This is a genomic window from Nocardia brasiliensis NBRC 14402 (assembly GCF_000308475.2).
Classification (GTDB): Bacteria; Actinomycetota; Actinomycetes; order Mycobacteriales; family Mycobacteriaceae; genus Nocardia; species Nocardia brasiliensis.
This window is the reverse complement of record NZ_BAFT02000043.1, coordinates 1-21,062: the sequence shown is the minus strand read 5'-3', so window position 1 is coordinate 21,062 and position 21,062 is coordinate 1. Positions and strand designations below refer to the sequence as shown.

Below are 21,062 nucleotides of genomic sequence, written 5' to 3'. Positions count from 1 at the left end.
CATAACCCTGGTCGCGGCCGCGTGCAGGACAGGCAGGCGCGACGGCGGGATACGGCGGAGTCTGCGCGACGAGACGAAAGCCCGGCATCCGCGCGCTGCCGTCGGGGGACACCGTCTAGCGTCTTGCGGGTGTCCAGAGAATCTCGCCGGTCGACCATTCCACCTTTCTACGTGATGGATGTCTGGAAAGCTGCGGCGCAACGGGCCAGAACGCACGGCGATGTGCTGGTACTCGCGGCCGGCCAGCCCTCGACGCCCGCGCCCGCGCCGGTGCTGCGCGCGACGAGAACCGCGATCGAATCCGAATTGCTCGGCTACACCGAGACATTCGGCATTCTTGCGCTGCGCGAGGTGATCGCGGCGCATCACACCGTGACCTACGGCTACCCGGTGGACCCGGACGATGTCGTGATCACGACCGGGTCGTCGGGCGCGTTCTCGCTGATTTTCCTGGCGGCCTTCGACCCGGGGGACACCGTCGTGGTGGCCCGGCCCGGTTATCCGGCCTACCGCAACACCCTCACCGCGCTCGGCTGCCGGGTCGTCGAACTGGACTGCGGCGCGGAGACCAGGTTCCAGCCGACCGTGGCGATGCTGGCGGCGTTGCCGGAACCGCCGGCGGGGCTGGTGGTCGCGAGTCCGGCGAACCCGACCGGCACCATGATCGCGCCCGCCGAACTCGCGGCGCTGGCGCGCTGGTGTGCCGAGCACGGCACCCTGCTCATCTCCGACGAGATCTATCACGGCATCACCTACGCGGGTGCGGATACCGCGACCTCGTCCGCGTGGGAGACCTCGCGGGAGTCGGTCGTCATCGGTTCGGTGTCCAAATACTTCTCGATGACCGGTTGGCGGCTCGGCTGGATGCTCGCCCCGGCCGGGCTGCGCCCGGCGCTGCAGCGACTCGCCTCCAATCTGACCGTGTGCCCGCCGGCCATCTCGCAGTACGCGGCCTTGCACGCGTTCGGTGCCGAGGCGAAGGCCGAGCTCGACGGGCACGTGCGGCGCTACGCGATCAACCGGCAGTTGTTGCTGGACGGGCTGCCGAAACTGGGCATCACCGATCTCGCCCCGGCCGACGGCGCGTTCTACGCCTACGCCGATATCGGTCACCTCACCGACGATGCGCGCGGCTGGTGTGCCGACGTGCTAGACCACACCGGCGTCGCGCTCGCGCCCGGTCTGGACTTCGATACGGTGCGCGGAAACCGGACAGTGCGGTTCTCCTTCGCGGGCGCCACCGCCGACATCGAGGCGGCGCTGCTGCGTCTAGGGCACTATCTCGCAGTCTGATCGTCGTGTACGGCAACAACTTTCCGCAGTTCGACACCATGACCGCGCGGATACGGTAAAACATCGATGGTTGCTTTTCCTCGCTGATTTCCCCTGGAAGAACTGATGACGACTGGCACGATGGCACGGTGATCACCGCGACGACCCCGAAAGGCGAACGGCGTCGCCAGGCTTTGGTAGCTGCTGCCGCCGAGTTGTTGCTCGAAGGCGGATTCGAGGCAGTGCGGCACCGTTCGGTCGCGACCCGCGCCGACCTTCCCTTGGCGTCGACCACCTACTACTTCGAATCGCTGGAAGACCTGATCGCGCGCGCGGTCGAATTCAGCGGCAATGTGGAACTCGACGCCATGCGCCGCCGGGTCGGCGAGGTGAGTCACCGCCGCCGCGGCGCCGAGGCGACCGTCGATCTGGTGCTCGATCTGCTGGTCGGCACCGACGGGCACGACGAGGGCGCGCGCGGGCAGTTGATCGCCCGCTACGAGCGCTCGGTCGCCTCGGCGCGGCACCCCGAGCTGCGAGAGGTGCAGCTACGGCTGCGCGCCCAGCTCGACGAGCTGCTCGCCGACGTGCTGCGCCGCTCCGATCGACTCGTCCGGCCCGAACAACTCCGCAGACTGGTCGCCGTGGTGGACGGCGCGGTGGTCGCGGCACTCACCGAACTCGACCCCGAACCCCGCCGGATGGCGCGCGGCGCCCTGCTCGAGGTGATCGACATCGTCGCTCCGGCGACGCCCCAGCAAGTGGACCGTTTCCGCACATTAGACTGACAAGACGTGACCCTCGTTCCGAACGTTCTTGCCACCCGATACGCCAGCCCCGAACTGGTGCGGCTGTGGTCGCCCGAACACAAGATCGTGCTCGAACGGCGACTCTGGCTGGAGGTGCTGCGGGCGCAGTCGGAACTCGGAATCGACCTTCCCGCAGGCGTACTCGACGATTACGAGCGCGTGCTCGAGCAGGTCGATCTGGCGTCCATCGCCGAACGGGAACGGGTCACCCGCCACGACGTGAAGGCGCGCATCGAGGAGTTCAACGCGCTGGCCGGGCACGAACACGTGCACAAGGGTATGACCAGCCGCGATCTCACCGAGAACGTGGAGCAGCTGCAGATCCGGCTCTCGCTCGAGCACGTGTACGCGCACGGTGTCGCGGTCGCGGCCCGGCTGGCCGAGCGGGCCGCCGAATATCAGACCCTGGTGATGGCGGGTCGTTCGCACAATGTCGCCGCGCAGGCCACGACGCTGGGCAAGCGGTTCGCCTCGGCCGCCGACGAACTGCTCATCGCGCTCACCCGGGTCCGGGAGCTGATCGAGCGGTATCCGCTGCGCGGGATCAAGGGTCCGATGGGCACCGCCCAGGACATGCTCGACCTGCTCGGCGGCGACCCGGCGAAGCTGTCCCGGTTGGAGCAGCAGGTCGCGCGGCATCTCGGTTTCGCGAACGTGCTCACCAGCGTCGGCCAGGTGTATCCGCGCTCGCTCGACCACGATGTGCTGTCCGCGCTCGTGCAGGTGGGCGCCGGTCCGTCCTCGTTCGCGCACACCATCCGGCTGATGGCCGGGCACGAACTGGTCACCGAAGGCTTCCAGCCCGGCCAGGTGGGCAGCTCGGCGATGCCGCACAAGATGAACACCCGCTCGTGTGAACGGGTGAACGGCCTGCAGGTGGTGTTGCGCGGATACGCCTCGATGGCCGCCGAGCTGGCCGGCGCGCAATGGAACGAAGGCGACGTGTTCTGTTCGGTGGTGCGCCGCGTCGCGCTGCCCGACGCGTTCTTCGCGATCGACGGCATGATGGAAACCTTCCTCACCGTGCTCACCGAATTCGGCGCCTACCCGGCCGTGATCGCCCGTGAACTCGACCGCTACCTGCCTTTCCTGGCCACCACCCGGATCCTGATGGCCGCGGTCCGTACCGGCGTGGGCCGCGAAACCGCGCACGAGGTCATCAAGGAGCACGCCGTCGCCGTCGCCCTCGCCATGCGCGAACAGGGCCGCGAACCCGATCTGCTCGACCGCCTCGCCGCCGACGATCGCCTCCCGCTCGACCGCGCCGCCCTCGACACCGCCCTCGCCGACAAGTCCGCCTTCATCGGCGCCGCCGAGGCCCAGGTCTCCGATGTCATCGCCGCCGTCCAGAAACTCGTCGACGCCGACCCCGAAGCGGCGCGCTACACCCCTTCGCCAATCCTGTAGCGAGAGCAACGATTTCGCCGGAAATCTGGTTCGCGGGTGTCATAGCTGAACGGTATCGTCCCACGGTGCCCTTTCACGCGTTCGTTGACGAATCGATTCGAAGAGATCGCTATCTGCTGTGCGCGGTGTTGATCCCGGTGGCCGAACTTGCGGCTGCGCGCGAGCTCGGTCGGAGTTTCTGCCTCCGGGGTCAACGTCGGTGGCATTTCAACCATGAGCCTGATCAGCGGCGTCGGCAGATCCTGGGCGCTATGGCCCAAGCAGCCAGCATTGACGTGGCGATCTATGAGGGCCACGGTCCGGAGGTCGAGACCAGGCGCGTCTGCCTGACCGAGCTTGTCGCAGATCTGATCGAAGCGAGGGCTGCGCGACTTGTGATCGAGTCGCGCGAGAGTCAGGACCAGCGTGATCGGCACTGCGTAGCGGCGGTGCTCAGGAAGACTTCATCGGAACTCCCTTATGTTCACCTACTGCCGCACACGGAGCCGGCGCTGTGGTGGCCTGACGCCATCGCCTGGGCGTTCGGGGCCGGTGGCGCGTGGAAGCAGATCGTGACGCCGCTGATTCGGAGGGTTGTCGACGTCGACAGCAGGCGGTAGAAACGCGAAACCCGACTGCCCACCGTCCGGTGAAGAGCCGGGTCCACTTCTTCCAGCTAGTGCCAGAAGCTGTCTCGATAGTACTTCATCTGATGCGTAGAGGCTATTGCAATTGTCGAGTTTCGTGTTGGGGTGGGGTTAGGGTGCTGCGGTGAATCCGTACACGATTTTTGGCGACATTGTGGCTGGGCGGGCGCCGGCGAGCCGGGTGTTCGAGGATGATGATGTGTTGGCGTTCATGGATATTCGGCCGATGACGCCGGGGCATGTGCTGGTGGTGCCGAAGGTGGCGGCACGGAGTCTGGCGGAGCTGGATCCGGTGGTGGGCGGCAAGCTGTTTCAGGTGGGGCAGCGGGTGGCGGCGGCGTTGCGGGTCAGCGAGGTCGGCTGCGACGGAGTGAATTTCTTTCTGGCTGACGGGGTTACGGCGGGCCAGGAGGTGTTCCATGTGCATCTGCACGTCATCCCGCGGACTCTCGGGGACGGATTCGGCTTGCGTGGCCGTCCGACCAGTCCGCCGCGTGCCGATCTGGATTATCTGGCGGGGTCGATCCGCGGGGCCCTCGAACGATGAGCCGCCGGACGTAGCGCATACATACCGGACAGTTTGCTGAATGGAAGCCTGAAATCAAGATCTCTTCCGTCCCGTCTTGCGGTGAGTTACCTTGAAGGTCATTGTCTTGCGGTGATGGAGGTGGGGACGTGCGGCGAACATCGGTTGCTGTGGCAGTGCTGGCCTTGGCGCTGGGCCTGGCCGCACCTGCGTGGGTGGGCTCCGGTCCGGCGGCGGCCGCGCAGCTCGAGCGCATCGACCGCCTCACGTCCACCCGTTCGGCGCTGTTCATCGATTCACCCGCGATGGGCCGGACCATCCAGGTGCAAGTGCTGCATCCGGCCGGCGGCGGCCCCCGGCCGACCTATTACCTGCTGGACGGGCTCGATCCCGGTCAGACCCAGAGCACCTGGACCAACGCGACCGACGCGGAGCACTTCTTCGCGGGTTCGCGCGTCAATGTGGTGCTGCCCGTCGGCGGACAGGCCAGCTACTACACCGACTGGCAGCAGGATGATCCCCGCTTCGGCCGTTACCGCTGGGAGACGTTCCTGACCGAGGAGCTGCCGCCGCTGATCGATGCGGCGTTCAACGGCAACGGCGTCAACGCGATCGGCGGGCTCTCCATGGGCGGCAACGCGGCGTTCATTCTCGCCGCCCGAAAGCCGTGGCTGTATCGCGCGGTCGCGGGCTACAGCGCCTGCCCCGACACCGGCTTGGCGATGGGCGCGACGATGTTCTCGATCGCGAACCGGGGCGGGAATCCGGTCAACATGTGGGGTCCGCCGGGTAGTCCGGCCTGGGCCGAACACGATCCCGCGCTGCTGGTGGAGAACCTGCGCGGTAAAACGATCTACCTTTCGTCCGGCACCGGTATCCCGGGTCCGCACGAACTGGAGATCAAACCGCAACTGGCCGAGAACATTTTCCTCGGCGGCCCGGTCGAGGTCGGTGTCAACACCTGCGTGGTCGCCTTCGAGCAACGCTTGCGCGCCCTGGGGATCCCGGCCCGAGTCGACTACAGCCCCACCGGAACTCACTCCTGGTCGTACTGGCAGGACACCCTGCACGCGTCGTGGCCGACTATCGCGCCCGCCATCGGCGCCTGACCGATTCCGTTGCGGCCCAGCGGATCACGTGCCGGGGCGACCCGCGGTGAGCACCAGGATCGCGATCTGCACCCGGTTCTCCGCGCCGAGTTTGGTGAGCAGTCTGCTGATGTGCGACTTCACCGTGGCGACGCTGAGGTGTAGTTCTTTGGCGATATCGGAGTTGGACAGTCCGCGGCCGATGGCTTCGGCGATCTCGCGTTCCCGGTCGGTGAGGGCGGCCAGGGCCCGGCGGGCCGGCTCGCGGGCCGCCTCGTCCGCGCTGGGCGCGGCGGTGGCCACCGAGATCAGCTGCGCGGTCACGCTGGGCGACAGCATGGGCTTGCCCGCCGCGACCTGTTTGATCGCGCTGACGATCTCGGCGGGTGGCGTGTCCTTGAGCAGGAATCCGTGCGCGCCGATGCGCAACGCCTGCAACACCATATCGTCGGCGTCGAAGGTGGTCAGCACGACCACGCGCGGCGGATCGGGCCGGTTGAGCAGTTCGCGGGTGGCGTCGAGCCCGTCGCGTACCGGCATCCGGATGTCCATCAGCACCAGATCGGGCCGTTGCTCGCGCACCACGGCGAGCGCCTGTTCACCGTTGGCGGCCTCGCCCACCAGCGCCAGTTCCGGATCGCCGCCGAGAATCAGCGTCAACGCGGAGCGGGCCAGCGGTTCGTCGTCGACGACGACCACCCGGATCGGCGCGGTCATCGCTCGCCCGTGGTGACGGCGGCGGGCCAGGGCAACACCGCGCGCAGGCGGTAGCCGCCCGCCGGATCGGGTCCGTAATCGAGGGTGCCGCCGACCAATTCGGCGCGTTCGGTGAGACCGAGCAGGCCGTATCCGGAGGATGGGATGGACAGCCCGGGCGCTCGTGCGGCGGCGTTGCCGACGACGACGGTCAGGTCACCGCCGGGGCCGCCGTCGATGCGCACCCGCACCGGCGCGCCGGGTGAATGCTTGCGCGCGTTGGTCAGTCCCTCCTGGGCGATGCGATACGCGGTGCGGGCGCTGGTCGCGGGTAGTTCGGCGGTGGTGGTGTCGGTGATCGACACGTCCATGCCGGTCGAGCGGGCTTCGTCGACCAGCCGCTCCAGATCGGCCAGGGTGGGTTGCGGCGGTTCCGGGGTGTCGTCGAGCGTGGTGTCGGCGCGCAGCACGCCGAGCACCTCGCGCAGCTCCTGCAGTGCCAGATGGGCGTTCTCGGCAATGGTTTTCGCGGTGGCCGCGGTCTGCTCCCGGCTCAGGTCGGTGCGGAAGCCGAGCGCCCCGGCGTGCATCGCCACCACCGAAATCCGGTGTGCCAGTACGTCGTGCATCTCCCGTGCGATGCGGTTGCGTTCCAGCAACCGGGCCTCGGCGGCGCGCGCATGCTGCTCGCGCTCGGCGGTTTCGGCGCGAGAACGCAACGACCACACCAGATCGCGGCGTGCGCCCACCGCGAAGCCGATCGCGACGATGGCGGCGACGGTGGCCGTGAGCACGGTCGGCCCGTACCAATCCGGCTGGATGTCAGGACGTTTGGGATAGAAGACGGTGTCGGTGAGTAAGCCGGTGCCGATGCAGACGATCGACATCGCGATCGTTTCGGCATACCGCCTGCGCGTGGCCAGCGAGCACAGCACGAGGGCGGCCGCGCCGTTCGCTGTCACCGACACGGTGGACACCACCGTCACGATCGCCGCGATGGTCACCGGATACCGGCGCCGCAGCAGCGTGAGCAGGATGCAGGCCACGCCGAGCAGTGGATCGACCACGTGGAACCAGGCCAGCTGCATGCCGTCGAGCGGTGCCATCTCGACCTGGGAGGTGTTCCAGGCCAGCCCGCCGATCAGCGCCGCCACCGCCAGCCGCCAGGCGTGCGACCACCACCGCAGCGGCGGCGCCGACGACAGGGGAGCGCTGGACATGAGGTGACTCTATGTGGGGGTAGCCGGCCGGCGCATCGCTCTGCAGGGCGAATCACGAGCGACCAAAGGATGAACCCGCCCCCGACCGATGACCGATGCGCGATTCAGGGTGCGCGGCGAACCATGAGAACGGCACCGAGGGTGTCTGGACCGGGCACAGCGACGAAAGGAAGAGCAGGATGGGCAAGAACGCGTGGATCGGCGTGCAGGTCGTCGGCATGGTCGTACTGGTCGCCTCGGCACAGGCGGTCATCCGGCTGCTGATCGATCACCGGAAATCGCAGCTGTGGGGCCTGTTCGATTGGGTGCCGGGCGGCTGGCTCGGCGAACTGGCCGGGCTCGTCGTGCTGGCGGCGCTCGGCGCGGTCCTCGCGGGCCGAGCGAACGACAAGGTGAAGGTACTGGAAGGCTGATCTGCTACTTCGGCTGTCTGCGCAACGTGCGCACCAGTGCGAACAGCACCAGCGCCGCGGCCGCCGTCGCGGGCGCGAGGATCACCGGACCGGCGGGCATGCCGAGGAATTCCACGGGTTCGAGCACCGTGAGCCGGCCGCGGACCTCGTCGTCGGTGGGTGCGGCGGCGAAGGTGAAGTCGGTCGTGCGGCTCGAGGGGTCCGGGATCGCGACCGACATTTTCGTCAGATAGTTCCGTCCGCCGTCCGCCATACCGGTCAGCGTCGGATTGGTGGTGTCGGCAATACGTCCGGCGAATTCCACATCGACGGTCTGCGTCGTCGCGCCGGTGTCCGAACGTGCCACGCGGTGGTCGCTCAGCACATACAACTGCACCCGCTGTGGTGCGGTGCCGGAGATCCGCATCGGGTAGACGGGGCGTTCGGTCGCGAAACTCAAACGGATCGGATCGATCCGCCCGGTCAAGGAAGGCGTTCCGGTCATCGATCCGGAACGGGTGAGCCGGATCGCGACGAACGACCAACCGTCCCTGCCGTATTCGTCGAGCGCGGTATGCGCTTCCGGCCGAAGGGCGTAACCGGTGGCGGCCAACCAAGTTCGCATGTCGGCGAGCTGCGCGCCGGTGAAGTGAAACGTCTCGAACGGACCTGTCGGGTCTTCCAGTGTCGCTTGATCGGGCCCGTCGGATGCGCCGGTGGGCGCGCCGGCGCCGAACCAGCGGCGCTCGGTCACTATCTCGGGCAGGGTCAGCCGATTCAGGTCGACGAAGGTGGTTTCGGCGACCGGCTCCAAGCTGGCCCGGCTCGGCGTCGGGACGACGAGCACCGCATTGTCGGTGTCCGCCAACAGATTCAGGTCGAGCACCAGGGTCTCGCGTTTGCCGTCCCAGCTGAGCAACGCGGTTTCCGCGGCGATCGAAGCCTGCCGCCCCGGCGGCACCGCGAGTGCGCCGCCGCTGGCCGCGGCCGGGCTCGCCGCGCCGAGTCCCGCCACCGCGGACAGTATCGTCGCGGCGACGGCCACCCGGCTGGCAACGGCGATACGCATAATCGCAACCCTACGACACGACGCAGACACGCCGATTCGTCAGGGCGACACGCCGATTCGAATTCGCGGCTCGCCGATAGAGCTGAGCGTCCGGCTCGGGCTACGCGCTGCGCGCCATGCTCGCCGCATACGCCGGATAGTCGCTGTAACCCTCGGCGGTGCGGCCGTACAGCCCGTCCTCGCGCAGGGCGGCCAGCGGCAGATCGTGGGTAATGCGGTGCACCAGATCGGGATTGGCGATGAACGCGCGACCGAACGACACCAGATCGGCGAGGCCGCGTGTGAGCACAGCTTCGGCACCCGCGGCGGATGTGGGTTCCCGGTTCTCGCCGATATTGGCGATGAGCGTGCCGTGCCAGCGGGGGCGCAGGTCGGCGAGCGCCGGGTAGTCGTCGTTGTCGGTCAGGTGCAGGTAGGCGAGGTCGCGCCGATCGAGTTCGGTGATCAGCGTCCGGTAGAGCGGGCCCGGATCGGCCTCGTACATGTTGAACTGCGGATTGCCGGGGGAGAGCCGGATCGCGGTGCGCTGCGCGCCGATCGCGTCCGCCACCGCGTCGACGATGGCCAGCGGCAGGCGCATGCGGTTGGCGGGCGAGCCGCCGAATTCGTCGGTGCGCAGGTTGGTGTTGTCGGCCAGGAACTGGTGGATTAGATAGCTGTTGGCGCCGTGGAGCTCGACGCCGTCGAAGCCCGCGTCGATCGCGTTGCGCGCCGCGTGGGCATGCTGCGCCACGGCAGCGGCGATGCCGTCGTGGTCGTACGCGGCAGGCGTGATGGGGTCGGCCTTGCCGCCCGCGATCAGGTGCACCCGATCCTCGTCCAGCACGGCGGACGGACCGGCGGGCCAGGAGCCGTCGATGCGGGCGAGCGGATGCCCTTTGCGGCCGCCGTGCATGAGCTGCGCGAAGATGCGGCCGCCGCGCGCGTGCACGGCCTCGGTGACCTGCCGCCAAGCCGCCACGTGCCGGTCCGTCTGCAGACCCGGCGACCACGCCTCGCTCTGCCCGGTCGAATGCGGCCAGAGGCCCTCGGTGATGATCAGCCCCGCCGTCGCCCGCTGGGCGTAATAGTCGATGACGTCCGCGGTCGGCGCGCCGTCGGGCTGGGTGCGCAGCCGGGTCATCGGCGACATGACGATGCGGTTGGGGGTGGTGAGTTTCGGATCGCGGTATTCGGTCAGCAGCCTCATTCCTGTACCGTAAAACCTGACATCAATGTCAGGTCAAGGAGCGATTGTGCGCATCGGAGAACTGGCCGAGCGGACCGGCGTCAGCGTCCGGTCGCTGCGGTACTACGAGACCAAGGGGCTGCTCGCCGCGACGCGGACCTCCGGTGGGCAGCGCGAATACCCGGCCGCCGCCGTCGAGCGCGTGCGCCGCATCCAGGAGATGTTCGCGGCCGGCCTGCACAGCGACACCATCGGCGAATTGCTGCCGTGCATCAACGATGTGGACGGCACGCCCAACGCGGCGGCCACGCCGTTGCTGCTGGAACGGCTCACCGAGGAACGCCGCCGGATCGAACAGGCGCTGCGTGATCTGCAGAGCACCCAGCAGGTTCTCGACGGTGTCATCCATGCCGCCTCGGACCACGCCACGATGCCCCGGGGAAACGCGGGATCAGCGGAGGTCTGACCGGAAGGCCGGAGTGTCCCCGCTGATCAGTGGGCAGGCCGGGTCCTGCCGGGACGGACGATGCGCGCGCCGCTACGGTGGAGCCCATGGCTCTCGACAGTGGTACCGGAACGATCTCAGACCTGGGCGGGGTGGCCGCGCCGATCGCCAAGACGGTGCCCACCGAACGCGTGCACCACGGTGACGTGTTCGTCGACGAATACGAATGGCTACGGGACAAGGAGAACCCGGAGGTCATCTCGTACCTCGAAGCCGAGAACGCCTACACCGAGGCGCAAACCGCGCACCTGGCCGGGTTGCGCGACAGCATCTTCGACGAGATCAAGTCGCGGACCCAGGAGACGGACCTGTCGGTGCCGACCCGGATGGGCGACTACTGGTACTACTCGCGCAGCTTCGAAGGCAAGCAGTACGGCGTGCACTGCCGCTGTCCGATCGCGGCCGAGGCCGAGGGCATCGACGCGTGGACCCCGCCGCAGCTCGAGGCCGGTACCGAGGTGCCGGGCGAGCAGATCCTGCTGGACAGCAACGTGCTGGCCGAGGGCCACGACTTCTTCGCGCTCGGCGCGTATTCGATCAGTCACGACGGCAACCTGCTCGCCTACTCCGTGGACACCAACGGGGACGAGCGGTACGTGCTGCGCTTCAAGGACCTGCGCACCGGTGACCTGCTGCCCGACGAGGTCGCCGAGACCGCACCGGGTGCGACCTGGTCGCTGGACGGCACGCACGTCTTCTATCAGACGGTCGACGAATCGTGGCGGCCCGACACCGTGTGGCGGCATCGGCTCGGCACCGCGCCGGACGCCGACGTCAAGGTGTTCCACGAGCCGGACGAGCGGTACTGGGTGAGCGTGGTTTCCACGCGCTCGGAGAAGTTCCTGATGATCTGGGTCGGTTCCAAGATCACCACCGAGGGCTGGGTGCTCGAATCCGACAACCCCGAGGGCGAGTTCCGGGTGATCCTGCCGCGCCGCGAGGGGGTCGAATATTCGGCCGAGCACGCGGTGGTGGCCGGTGAGGACCGGTTCCTGATCCTGCACAACGACGTCGTGGACGGCGTGAAGGCGGAGAACTTCGTGCTCGCCGACGCACCGGTGGCCGACCCGTCGAACCTGACCCTGCTGATCGGGCACCGCGACGACGTGCGGCTCGAGGATGTCGACGCGTTCGCCGACCACCTGGTGCTGAGCTACCGGCGCGAGGCGCTCACCCGCGTGACGGTCTGGCCGCTCACCGAGAGCGGCTACGGCGAGCGCAAGGAACTCGACTTCGACCTCGAGCTGTTCTCCGTCGGCGCGGGCGCGAATCCCGAATGGGCACAACCGACCTTGCGCATCGGACTGAGCTCGTTCATAACCCCGGTGCAGGTGTTCGACTACGTGCCGGCCACCGGTGACCTGCTGCTGCGCAAGGAGCAGCCGGTACTGGGCGGGTACGACGCGAACGACTATGAGCAGCATCGTGATTGGGCGGTCGCCGCGGACGGCACCCGGATCCCGATCTCCCTGGTCTGGAAGCGGGGCGTCCCGCTGGACGCACCGAAACCGTTGCTGCTCTACGGATACGGTTCCTATGAGGCGAGCATGGATCCGTCCTTCTCGGTCTCGCGCCTGTCTCTGCTGGACCGCGGCATGGTGTTCGCCGTCGCGCACGTGCGCGGCGGCGGCGAGATGGGCCGGCTCTGGTACGAGAACGGCAAGACGCTCACCAAGAAGAACACGTTCACCGATTTCGTCTCGTGCGCCCGGCATTTGATCGACACCGGCGTCACCGCCGCGGATCGGCTGATCGCCGACGGCGGCAGCGCGGGCGGCCTGCTGATGGGCGCGGTGGCGAACCTGGCCCCCGAGCTGTTCACGGGCATCCTGGCGAACGTCCCGTTCGTGGACCCGCTCACCTCGATCCTGGACCCGTCGCTGCCGCTGACCGTCATCGAATGGGACGAGTGGGGTAACCCGTTGGCGGACAAGGATGTCTACGACTACATGAAGTCGTACGCGCCGTACGAGAACATCGAGGCCAAGGATTACCCGGCCATCCTCGCCATCACCAGCATCAACGACACGCGCGTGCTCTACGTCGAACCGGCCAAGTGGGTCGCCAAGCTCAGGGCGACCAAGACCGGTGACGCGCAGCTGCTGCTCAAGACGGAGATGAGCGCGGGCCACGGCGGGGTCAGCGGCCGGTACGAGAAGTGGAAGGAAGTCGCCTTCGAGTACGCCTGGGTGCTGGACCGGGTCGGTCTCGCCGGTGCGTGACCCGCACGCGGTGCGGCCGTCGGATCGGCCGCACCGCAGGTAGCGACCTTGCCCGGCGCTGTTCGTCGCGCGGTCACCCGACCTGCACGTCGAATACATCTGCCGCTGGCATCGTAGGTTCATGAACGCTGAGCTGATCGTCTCGATCTCCGGCATCAGGGACACCACCCGGGACGCGGCGATCGAGTTCGCCGCGTCGATGGACCAGCGCGGTGTGCCGCTATCGCTGCTCGTGGCGCCCCGGCTGAAGGGCAAGTACCGCCTGACCGAGGACCCCGCGACGCAGGCCTGGCTGCGCGGCAGGCGGGCCCGCGGCGACGCCATCGTGCTGCACGGCTACGACCAGGCCGCGACCAAACGCCGCCGGGCCGAATTCGCCACGCTGCCACGGCACGAGGCGAAGTTGCGGCTCACCGCGGCGGATCGGGTGATGGAGCAGGTGGAGCTGCGTACCCGCCTGTTCGCGGCGCCGCGCTGGGACGCCTCGGTCGGCGCGCTAGAGGTGCTGCCGGAGCTCGGGTTCCGCGTCGCGCTGGGCCTGACCTCCATCCTGGATCTGGAAAGCAATGTGGCGCAGAAGGTCCGGGTGTACGGCATCGGCGAGGGTTTCCGCGCCGAACCGTGGTGGTGTCGCGCGCTGGTGATGGGCGCCGCCCGTACCGCGCGGCGCGGAGGGCTACTGCGCCTTGCGGTTTCGGCCGCCCAGCTGGAACGCTCCGGCCCCCGTCAGGCCATGCTCGACGCCGTCGATCTCGCGCTGTTCCACGGTGCCGTAGGCGCCGTCTATCGGTGGGAGTCGCCCGCGATCGCACGCGCGGCGTAACGCACCGGCGTCGCCGCCCGTCATGGCGTAAAGCGGGCGGCGACGCGCGAAAGACTCAGCCCGGGTGCGTGTCCCGTTTCGGGTCCGGCACCTGCGCCGTCGCACTGTGGGTGAATCCGCCCGCTTCCCGGCGGGTGAGCGAGGTCGAGAACGGATGCCGGGCAAGCTGTTTCACGCAGCGGTCGAAGTCGGCGAGCAGTAGGTCGGCCATGTCGACGGTGAAGCCGTGCCGGATCACCGCCCGCATGATGATCTCGTTCTCCCGGTGCGCGGGCAACGGGTAGGCGGCGATCAACCAGCCGCGGCTGCGCAGTCGATCCGACAGGTCGTAGAGGTTGAAGCCCGGGTCGCCGATCAGCCGCCACGACACCGCGGTGATCCCATGTCGCGGGTCGCCGTCGTGGATCGGCTCGAAGGTGCCGAATTCGCGCAGCCCCGCGGCCAGTTTCCGGGCCGCGCGGTAGCCGGCGGACTGCACCCGGGTGTAGCCGGTGCGGCCGAGCCGGATGAATTCGTAGTACTGGGTGATCGCCTGTCCGCCCGGCCGGGAAAAATTGAGATTGAACGTGCCCACGCTGCCGCCGAGGTAGTCCACATCGAAGATCAGCTCGGCGGGCAGATCGGCGGCCTCACGCCAGATCGCCCACCCCGCGCCCAGCGGCGCCAACCCGGTCTTGTGCCCGGAGGCGTTGATCGATTTCACCCGCGGCAGCCGGAAATCCCAGACCAGATCGGGCGCGGTGAACGGGGCCAGGAACCCGCCGCTGGCGGCGTCCACGTGGATCGGGATGTCCAGGCCGCTCACCTCCTGCACCCGGTCCAGCGCGCGGCTGATCCCGGCGACGTCCTCGTACAGGCCGGTGAAGGTCTGTCCGAAGGTCGGCACCACCATGATGGTGCGCTCGTCACAGTGCGCGGCGACCTCGTCCGGGTGCAACGTCAGCCGGTCACCACTGAGCGGGACCTGCCGGATCTCGACGTCGAAATACCGCGCGAATTTCTCCCAGCAGACCTGCACCGGGCCGCAGACGAAATTGGGTGTGCCGGTGCCGCCGCGCTGCCGCCAGCGGAACTTGGCGGCGAGGCCGCCGAGCATCGCCGCCTCGCTGGAACCCGTGGTCGAGGTGCCGTGCGTGCCTGCCGGATCGGGGCAGTGCCACAGGTCGGCGATCATTCGCACGCAGCGTCGCTCCAACTCGGCGGTCTGCGGGTACTCGTCCTTGTCGACGATGTTCTTGTCCAGCGACTCGGCCATCAGCCTGCGCGCCGTATCGTCGGTCCAAGTGGTGCAGAAGGTCGCGAGATTCATCCGCGAGACGCCGTCGAGCAGCAACTCGTCGTGCACGATCTCGTAGGCGACCTGGGGGCGGAGTTCATGCTGCGGGAAACCGGCCCGCGGCGCGATCCGGTTGATCCCGGGTAACGCGAACAGGTCGTCGGAGTCGGGGGTCTCGGACATCGGCTGCCTCCGGAGGGTCGGCTCGCGTGCTGGTACCGAACTGCGCTCGGGTACCAGAATCACACACGCGGCGGACGGCGGCGCGGGGCGCGGCGACACGAATCGGCCGTTGCGCGATATTTCACTCGGTGGACTGGTCAGTTCGTGCCAGAGTGGACGGGTGACCGACGATTCTCGTACCGCCGAACTGCGCGCGGCCGTGGCCGCGCTGATGCCACAGGCGAAAACCGATCTGACACAACTGGTTTCGTTCAAATCGGTGGCCGACCCGCGGCAGTTCCCGCCGGAGGAGTGCGACCGTGCCGCGCAGTGGGTGGCAGACGCGTTCGCCGCGGCGGGGTTGACCAGGGTCGGTCTGCACGAGACGCCGGACGGCAGCAAGGCGGTGATCGCCGCGCGACCGGCGCCGGAGGGCGCGCCGACCGTGCTGCTGTACTGCCACTACGACGTGCAGCCGCCGCTGGACGGCGCCGCCTGGCACTCGCCGGTCTGGGAACTCACCGAGCGCGACGGCCGCTGGTACGGCCGTGGCAGCGCGGACTGCAAGGGCAATATCGTCATGCACCTGACCGCACTGCGCGCGGTGGGGCCGGACCTGCCGCTGGGCATCACGGTGGTCGCCGAGGGATCCGAGGAGCAGGGCACCGGCGGGCTCGAACGGTTCGTCGAGACCAACCCGGAACTGCTGCGGGCCGACGCGATCGTGATCGGCGACTGCGGCAACTTCGCCGCGGGCGTGCCGACGCTGACGGAGACGTTGCGCGGCAACGTGAATGTCGTGGTGACCGTCGAAACCTTGACCAGCCCATTGCATTCCGGCATGTTCGGCGGCGCCGCCCCGGACGCGCTCGCGGCCTTGATCCACCTGCTCGCCTCGCTGCGCGACGAACACGGCAACACCACCGTCGCGGGACTGCAGCACGACCAGCGCTGGACCGGCGTGCAGTACCCGGAAGACCAATTCCGTAGCGACGCAGGCCTGTTGCCCGGCGTCGAGTGCACCGGCGACGGCACGGTCTCCGACATGCTGTGGGCCCGGCCCGCGTTGACCGTGCTCGGCATCGACGCGCCGCCGGTGGTCGGGTCGGCCGCCGCCGTGCAGCCGTCCGCGCGGGCCCGGCTCAACCTGCGCATCCCGCCGGGCACCGATCCGGAGCAGGCGCACAAGGCGCTCGTCGCGCACCTCGAGGCGAACACGCCGTGGAACGCGAAACTCACCATCGAGCTCGAAGGCGTCGGCGCCGCGTTCCGATCGAGCAGCGGCGGCCCGGCGCGCGAGGCGATGGAGGCGGCGCTGACCGCCGCCTACGGTCGTCCCACGACCACCCAGGGACAGGGCGGCTCGATCCCGCTGTGCAATGTCTTCGCCGACACCTACCCGGCCGCCGAGATCATGCTGCTCGGCGTCGAGGAACCGAAGGCGCTGATCCACGCGCCGAACGAGAGCGTGGATCCCAGCGAGATCGAGCACATGGCCCTGGCCGAGGCGCTGTTCCTGCTCGACTACGCCGAGCAGGCCCGGCGGGCGCGCTAGAACTCGCGCTGGTCTTCGGGCTCCACCACGGTGAATTCTGTTTCGGCAGGCCCCATTTCGGCCAGCCTGCCGAAGTAGATGCCCTGCGCGGCGGGCTCGATGATGCCGTAGTGGATGGGCAGCGCGGTGCGCGGGCGCACCGCGCGCAGGTAGTCCACGGCCTCGCTGAGCCGCATCCACGGCGCAGCCGCGGGCACCGCGAGCACGCCGACCGGGACCGGCGGCACCCACAGCGAGTCACCCGGGTGCACCAGCTGCGCCGGATCGTCCGGGGTGCCCAGCTGGAAGACGGTGTTGTCGACTACGGGCAGCTCCGGATGGATCACCGCGTGCCGACCGCCACCGCCGGTTATTTGCAGATCGCCGAGCGTGAGCACGTTGCCCGCGTGCACCGCCTCCCACGGCTCGCCGCGCTGCTGCGCGGTCTGCGGATCGGCGAGCAGCCGCGCCGCCGGATTGGCCTCGATCAGCGCCTCGATCCGGTTCGGGTCGATGTGGTCGGGATGCTGGTGGGTGATCGCGATCGCGTCCAGGCCGGTGAGGCCCTCGAAGCCGTGCGAGAAGGTGCCGGGATCGAAGAGCACCTTCTTACCGTGCAGCTCGACGAGTAGGCAGGAGTGGCCGAAGTGAGCTATGCGCATGGCGCCATGTTATGCGCGGTGCGGTCCGTGGCCCCCGCCCCGCGAATTTTGGCCGACCCCGGAGGTGCCGCGGGCAACCAGCACAACTACGCTGCTGAGGTAACCCCCCACCCCACTTGAGGAGCAACGCGTGGCACGAGTCGTGGTCGAGGTGATGCCGAAGGCCGAGATCCTGGACCCCCAGGGACAGGCCATCGTCGGTGCACTCCCGCGCCTGGGATTCGAGGGCATCTCGGATGTCCGGCAGGGCAAGCGATTCGAGCTCGACGTCGACGACAGTGTCGGCGACGCGGAGCTCGCACAGATCGCCGAATCGCTGCTGGCCAACACCGTGATCGAGGAGTGGAAGGTGGTTCGCCTGCCATGACGGCGCGGATCGGAGTCATCACCTTTCCGGGGACGCTCGACGATGTCGACGCGGCCCGTGCGGTGCGGTTGTCCGGCGCCGAGGCGGTCAGCCTGTGGCACGCGGACGCGGATCTGAAGCAGGTCGACGCGGTCGTCGTGCCGGGTGGGTTCTCCTACGGTGACTACCTGCGTGCCGGCGCGATCGCCCGGTTCGCCCCGGTGATGGGCGAGGTCGTGCGCGCGGCGCAGTCCGGCCTGCCGGTGCTGGGGATCTGCAACGGCTTTCAGGTGCTGTGCGAGGCCGGCCTGCTGCCCGGCGCGCTGACCCGTAACGAAGGTCTGCACTTCATCTGCCGCGACGAGTGGCTGCGGGTGGAATCGGCGGCTACGGCGTGGACCTCGCGCTACGAAGCCGGCGCGCAGATCCTCATCCCGCTCAAGTCCGGTGAGGGCCGCTACCAGGCGCCCACCGCCGTGCTGGACGAGCTGGAGGGCGAAGGCCGGGTGGTCTTCCGCTACGCCGGTGACAACCCGAACGGTTCGCAGCGCGGCATCGCGGGCATCGCCTCGGCCGACGGCCGCATCGTCGGCCTGATGCCGCACCCCGAGCACGCGACCGAGCCGCTCACCGGCCCGAGCGACGACGGGCTCGGCCTGTTCCTCTCGGTGCTGGACACGCTCGTCGCGGCCTGATCCGCCGTCAGGTGATGCGGTCGACGATGTCGAATTCGACGCCGTCGGCGCGGGCGATGAAACCGTGCTGGATCGCCTGATTGCCTTGAAAGGCGCGCTGGCCGCCGGGGGTCTCCAGGATCACCCCGTGGTCCAGCGCGCCGAGCACTTCGGGCACGCGCAGTGAGCCGACCGCGTGCGCGAGCCCGGCCAGCGTGTGGATGGCCTCATAAGTCATATTGCTGAAACTGGTCAGCGCGGGCGCGAATTCACCGTGCCGCTTGCGATAACGCGCCACCCGTTCGCGCCCGTCCGGTGAATGCTCGTCGATGAAAAAGCTGGATGCCACATAGAAGTTGTGGTTGGCGCCCGGCCCGCCCGCCAGCAAGACGTTCTCGTCCGCCGCCGGGCTGATCCGCAATTGCGAGGCCGCGCGACCGGTAGCCGCGAACTGCCGGTTGAACCGGGACACGTCCGCACCGACCATCAGGATCATCACGCCTTGGGCCTGATCCAGCGCCGGATGGGAGAGGAAGTCGCCGAAATCGGGTGAACCGAGCGGCACGAACCGCTCGAGCACGATGGCGTCGGGGTCGGCCAGGCTGTTGCGGATCGCCTTGGCCGATTCCCGCGGCCAGATGTAGTCGTTGCCGATGATCGCCCAGCGCCGGATGCCGTGTTCGCGGGCCAGCCAGTGCACGGCGGGCAGCGTCTGCCCCGCCGGATGCTCGCCCAGCATCAGTACACCGGGCAGCTCGTCCGGCAGGCCTTCGTGCCCGGTGGCGAACAGATAGGGCACCCGGCTCGCGGTCGCCCGCGCCACTGCCAGCCGCACCGCGGAGGTGTGCCAGCCGGTGATCGCGTCCACCATTCCGGTCGCGAGCAGGGCGGAAACCTCGTTCGCCACCTCGTGCGGCGGCCGGCCGCCGTCGATATTCGTAGTACGAATTTCGCGACCGAGAATTCCTGTGCCCCGGTTGATTTCGTCGACCGCCAGCGAAATCGCCGCGTCGCACGAGGGGGCCACGATACCGCCGGGACCCTGCATCGGAACGATGTTCAGGATCTCGATAGTGCCCTCGGGGCTCTCGCCGAACGCTGACATTCGGTACTCTTCTTCTCGTTCGAGCGAAATTCATGGCAGGCAGGAAATAACAATGACGACCATTGTAAGCGGATATTCGACGCTGCATGGTGCGCTGCGTGCCGCAGAACGCGGTTGGCTGCGTCACTTGGACGCAGCACTGTGTGCCAGGCAGCTCACGGCCGATCAGTGGTCGATGCTGTCGAATCTCTCCAGCGAGACCGGCATCACGATGAGCGAGCTTGCGGCCAGGTCACAGCTGGCGCCGTCCTCGGCGACCAGGCACGCGGACTACCTGGCCGAGCGCGGTCTCATCTTCCGGCTCGCCGCACAGGACGACCGCAGGCGGATTCTGATCGGGCTCAGCAGGCTCGGTGCGGAACTCGTCGCGTCGGTGCGCGCCGAAGAGGCGCGTGCGGAACAGGAACTGCGCGCCCGGATCGGTGCACGCCGTTATACGGACCTCATGCGACTGCTGGAACTCGTTTCCGTGAATCCGGGGTAAGCGCGTATTCATCCGATGTATGCCCGGAACGTCCGATCTGTGATCGGCGGCGTCTTCGCTTGTCCGCCAAACGATTCCACTCGGAACTAACCGGCGAGGTCGGCCATTCGGGCCGAAGCGCGGATTGTTTCGCGGGCATGTGAGTGGCCGTTCATTGCGGCCGCGCAATAGCCGGGCACGGCCGCGGCTCCGCGGTGCCGCGGTGGGGTCTGTCGGCCCGCTGGAGCCATCGGCCCGGCCCGGACGACTAACTCGTCCATCTTTCCTTTTTTTGTCGGCACAGCGGACGGCCGGGCTCGGCCGTCCGCTTGTGCTGCCATCGGCCGGATTGGGTTGTGCGGGTTGAGCATTGATTTGGTCGGACGACCGACCAGTTAATTATTGAGTAGCCATATTCTATTTAAATGAAGTCCGGAGCGAGGCGACTTCGTTTAATTTCCCGACACGCCGGGTCGGATCGTCACGTGCCACGTGACAGTTGGCATGATCACCAGCGCTAAGTCATCCATGGATCGACCTACAAACAGGAGGAACAATGCTGCTGCCCGTGGTTGGAAGTATGGCCGGTGCCGCTATTGCTGCGCTTACCGTCATCCTCGGCATCATCATCGCGGTCATCTAGCACTCCGTTCAGACCGAGTTCGTGAAACTGCCTCCGGTGTGAGGCGACCTCGGCTAAGTTCCTGAAATGTCGAGGTAGTTCGACATCTCTGATATCGGCAGCGGCACTCCGTCGCTGCGCGATCACTAGCTCTACCGACAACAGGAGGAACAATGCTTCTGCCCGTGGTTGGAAGTATGGCCGGTGCTGCCATTGCGGCTCTTACCGTGATCCTCGGCATCATCATCGCGGTCATCTAGCTTCCCCAGCTGGCTGAGCTCTCCCCGCCTCTCGTCCGAGGCGATCCTCGGTCGATTTCCTCTCCGGCCGAGATGGTTTGACATTCTGAAATCGAGAGTGGCATGATCGCCGCTGCTCGATTAAATGGTTCAACC

21 protein-coding genes are annotated in these 21,062 nt (G+C 68.0%); 14 read left to right on the top strand and 7 right to left on the bottom strand.

From position 1 onward, the window contains the following. The first annotated feature begins 129 nt into the window (after window positions 1-129). From TY25_RS13305 to TY25_RS13280, 6 genes are all read left to right on the top strand, one after another. Entirely contained in the window at window positions 130-1,293 is a 1,164-nt protein-coding gene (locus TY25_RS13305) for a pyridoxal phosphate-dependent aminotransferase (RefSeq protein WP_088607051.1), read from the top strand. A gap of 128 nt (window positions 1,294-1,421) precedes the next feature. Next, the gene (locus TY25_RS13300; RefSeq protein WP_014981435.1) at window positions 1,422-2,060 is read left to right on the top strand and encodes a TetR/AcrR family transcriptional regulator; all 639 of its coding nucleotides are present in this window, start codon (window positions 1,422-1,424) and stop codon (window positions 2,058-2,060) included. Between the two features lie 6 nt (window positions 2,061-2,066). After that, the gene (gene purB, locus TY25_RS13295; protein ID WP_042256256.1) at window positions 2,067-3,488 is read left to right on the top strand and encodes an adenylosuccinate lyase; all 1,422 of its coding nucleotides are present in this window, start codon (window positions 2,067-2,069) and stop codon (window positions 3,486-3,488) included. Between the two features lie 65 nt (window positions 3,489-3,553). Then, window positions 3,554-4,087: a hypothetical protein gene (locus TY25_RS13290; RefSeq protein WP_042256254.1), complete on the top strand. Its 534-nt coding sequence runs from the start codon at window positions 3,554-3,556 to the stop codon at window positions 4,085-4,087. A 151-nt stretch (window positions 4,088-4,238) separates the two neighbouring features. Next, window positions 4,239-4,661, top strand: a complete 423-nt coding sequence (locus tag TY25_RS13285) for an HIT family protein (protein WP_041562381.1) — start codon at window positions 4,239-4,241, stop codon at window positions 4,659-4,661. A 128-nt stretch (window positions 4,662-4,789) separates the two neighbouring features. Further along, complete coding sequence (locus TY25_RS13280; RefSeq protein WP_042256252.1) at window positions 4,790-5,749, top strand: alpha/beta hydrolase; 960 nt, start codon at window positions 4,790-4,792, stop codon at window positions 5,747-5,749. Between the two features lie 24 nt (window positions 5,750-5,773). On the opposite strand, the gene TY25_RS13275 is transcribed toward TY25_RS13280, so the two are convergent. Together TY25_RS13275 and TY25_RS13270 are read right to left on the bottom strand one after the other, a co-directional pair. Then, complete coding sequence (locus TY25_RS13275; RefSeq protein WP_042256250.1) at window positions 5,774-6,445, bottom strand: response regulator; 672 nt, start codon at window positions 6,443-6,445, stop codon at window positions 5,774-5,776. Next, window positions 6,442-7,644, bottom strand: coding sequence for a sensor histidine kinase (locus tag TY25_RS13270; RefSeq protein ID WP_042256248.1), 1,203 nt, complete (start codon window positions 7,642-7,644; stop codon window positions 6,442-6,444). Before TY25_RS13270 ends, TY25_RS13275 begins: the two co-directional genes overlap by 4 nt. A gap of 179 nt (window positions 7,645-7,823) precedes the next feature. Between TY25_RS13270 and TY25_RS13265 the strand changes: the two genes are divergently transcribed. Beyond that, window positions 7,824-8,057, top strand: a complete 234-nt coding sequence (locus TY25_RS13265) for a hypothetical protein (RefSeq protein ID WP_042256380.1) — start codon at window positions 7,824-7,826, stop codon at window positions 8,055-8,057. Window positions 8,058-8,061: 4 nt separating this feature from the next. Here TY25_RS13265 and TY25_RS13260 read toward each other — a convergent pair whose 3' ends face one another. Together TY25_RS13260 and TY25_RS13255 are read right to left on the bottom strand one after the other, a co-directional pair. Continuing rightward, window positions 8,062-9,105, bottom strand: coding sequence for a DUF2330 domain-containing protein (locus TY25_RS13260; RefSeq protein WP_052382953.1), 1,044 nt, complete (start codon window positions 9,103-9,105; stop codon window positions 8,062-8,064). Between the two features lie 100 nt (window positions 9,106-9,205). Next, the gene (locus tag TY25_RS13255) at window positions 9,206-10,294 is read right to left on the bottom strand and encodes an alkene reductase (RefSeq protein ID WP_042256247.1); all 1,089 of its coding nucleotides are present in this window, start codon (window positions 10,292-10,294) and stop codon (window positions 9,206-9,208) included. A gap of 46 nt (window positions 10,295-10,340) precedes the next feature. Between TY25_RS13255 and TY25_RS13250 the strand changes: the two genes are divergently transcribed. The 3 genes from TY25_RS13250 (at window position 10,341) to TY25_RS13240 (ending at window position 13,823) form a co-directional block, all read left to right on the top strand. Next, on the top strand, window positions 10,341-10,739 hold the full coding sequence (locus TY25_RS13250; RefSeq protein ID WP_042256246.1) for a MerR family transcriptional regulator: 399 nt from the start codon (window positions 10,341-10,343) through the stop codon (window positions 10,737-10,739). Between the two features lie 86 nt (window positions 10,740-10,825). Further along, on the top strand, window positions 10,826-13,000 hold the full coding sequence (locus tag TY25_RS13245; RefSeq protein ID WP_042256244.1) for a S9 family peptidase: 2,175 nt from the start codon (window positions 10,826-10,828) through the stop codon (window positions 12,998-13,000). Window positions 13,001-13,121: 121 nt separating this feature from the next. Continuing rightward, window positions 13,122-13,823: a DUF2334 domain-containing protein gene (locus TY25_RS13240; RefSeq protein ID WP_029899571.1), complete on the top strand. Its 702-nt coding sequence runs from the start codon at window positions 13,122-13,124 to the stop codon at window positions 13,821-13,823. Window positions 13,824-13,878: 55 nt separating this feature from the next. On the opposite strand, the gene gad is transcribed toward TY25_RS13240, so the two are convergent. Next, complete coding sequence (gene gad / locus TY25_RS13235) at window positions 13,879-15,282, bottom strand: glutamate decarboxylase (RefSeq protein ID WP_042256243.1); 1,404 nt, start codon at window positions 15,280-15,282, stop codon at window positions 13,879-13,881. 160 nt (window positions 15,283-15,442) lie between these two features. Here gad and TY25_RS13230 point away from each other — a divergent pair, with 160 nt between their 5' ends. Then, a complete protein-coding gene (locus tag TY25_RS13230) occupies window positions 15,443-16,816 on the top strand; it encodes a dipeptidase (RefSeq protein WP_081868855.1) in 1,374 nt (457 codons plus the stop codon). On the opposite strand, the gene TY25_RS13225 is transcribed toward TY25_RS13230, so the two are convergent. Continuing rightward, window positions 16,813-17,457 (bottom strand): MBL fold metallo-hydrolase, encoded by a 645-nt coding sequence (locus tag TY25_RS13225; protein ID WP_042256242.1) that lies wholly within the window; start codon window positions 17,455-17,457, stop codon window positions 16,813-16,815. The two genes, TY25_RS13230 and TY25_RS13225, sit on opposite strands and share 4 nt — an antisense overlap. 130 nt (window positions 17,458-17,587) lie before the next feature. Here TY25_RS13225 and purS point away from each other — a divergent pair, with 130 nt between their 5' ends. Both purS and purQ read left to right on the top strand, forming a co-directional pair. After that, on the top strand, window positions 17,588-17,824 hold the full coding sequence (purS, locus tag TY25_RS13220) for a phosphoribosylformylglycinamidine synthase subunit PurS (RefSeq protein ID WP_014981451.1): 237 nt from the start codon (window positions 17,588-17,590) through the stop codon (window positions 17,822-17,824). Continuing rightward, entirely contained in the window at window positions 17,821-18,498 is a 678-nt protein-coding gene (purQ, locus tag TY25_RS13215; RefSeq protein WP_042256241.1) for a phosphoribosylformylglycinamidine synthase subunit PurQ, read from the top strand. Before purS ends, purQ begins: the two co-directional genes overlap by 4 nt. A 7-nt stretch (window positions 18,499-18,505) precedes the next feature. Here the strand turns inward: purQ and TY25_RS13210 are convergent, their stop codons facing one another. Continuing rightward, window positions 18,506-19,582, bottom strand: coding sequence for a substrate-binding domain-containing protein (locus TY25_RS13210; protein ID WP_042256240.1), 1,077 nt, complete (start codon window positions 19,580-19,582; stop codon window positions 18,506-18,508). 52 nt (window positions 19,583-19,634) lie between these two features. Between TY25_RS13210 and TY25_RS13205 the strand changes: the two genes are divergently transcribed. Continuing rightward, complete coding sequence (locus TY25_RS13205) at window positions 19,635-20,066, top strand: MarR family winged helix-turn-helix transcriptional regulator (protein WP_042256239.1); 432 nt, start codon at window positions 19,635-19,637, stop codon at window positions 20,064-20,066. The last annotated feature ends 996 nt before the right edge of the window (window positions 20,067-21,062 follow it).

Coding starts and splice junctions, on each gene's coding strand:
- TY25_RS13275 (WP_042256250.1), bottom strand. CDS start 6,445: ATGACCGCGCCGATCCGGGTGGTCGTCGTCGACGACGAACCGCTGGCC.
- TY25_RS13270 (WP_042256248.1), bottom strand. CDS start 7,644: ATGTCCAGCGCTCCCCTGTCGTCGGCGCCGCCGCTGCGGTGGTGGTCG.
- TY25_RS13265 (WP_042256380.1), top strand. CDS start 7,824: ATGGGCAAGAACGCGTGGATCGGCGTGCAGGTCGTCGGCATGGTCGTA.
- TY25_RS13260 (WP_052382953.1), bottom strand. CDS start 9,105: ATGCGTATCGCCGTTGCCAGCCGGGTGGCCGTCGCCGCGACGATACTG.
- TY25_RS13255 (WP_042256247.1), bottom strand. CDS start 10,294: ATGAGGCTGCTGACCGAATACCGCGATCCGAAACTCACCACCCCCAAC.
- TY25_RS13245 (WP_042256244.1), top strand. CDS start 10,826: ATGGCTCTCGACAGTGGTACCGGAACGATCTCAGACCTGGGCGGGGTG.
- TY25_RS13240 (WP_029899571.1), top strand. CDS start 13,122: ATGAACGCTGAGCTGATCGTCTCGATCTCCGGCATCAGGGACACCACC.
- gad (WP_042256243.1), bottom strand. CDS start 15,282: ATGTCCGAGACCCCCGACTCCGACGACCTGTTCGCGTTACCCGGGATC.
- TY25_RS13225 (WP_042256242.1), bottom strand. CDS start 17,457: ATGCGCATAGCTCACTTCGGCCACTCCTGCCTACTCGTCGAGCTGCAC.
- purQ (WP_042256241.1), top strand. CDS start 17,821: ATGACGGCGCGGATCGGAGTCATCACCTTTCCGGGGACGCTCGACGAT.
- TY25_RS13210 (WP_042256240.1), bottom strand. CDS start 19,582: ATGTCAGCGTTCGGCGAGAGCCCCGAGGGCACTATCGAGATCCTGAAC.
- TY25_RS13205 (WP_042256239.1), top strand. CDS start 19,635: ATGACGACCATTGTAAGCGGATATTCGACGCTGCATGGTGCGCTGCGT.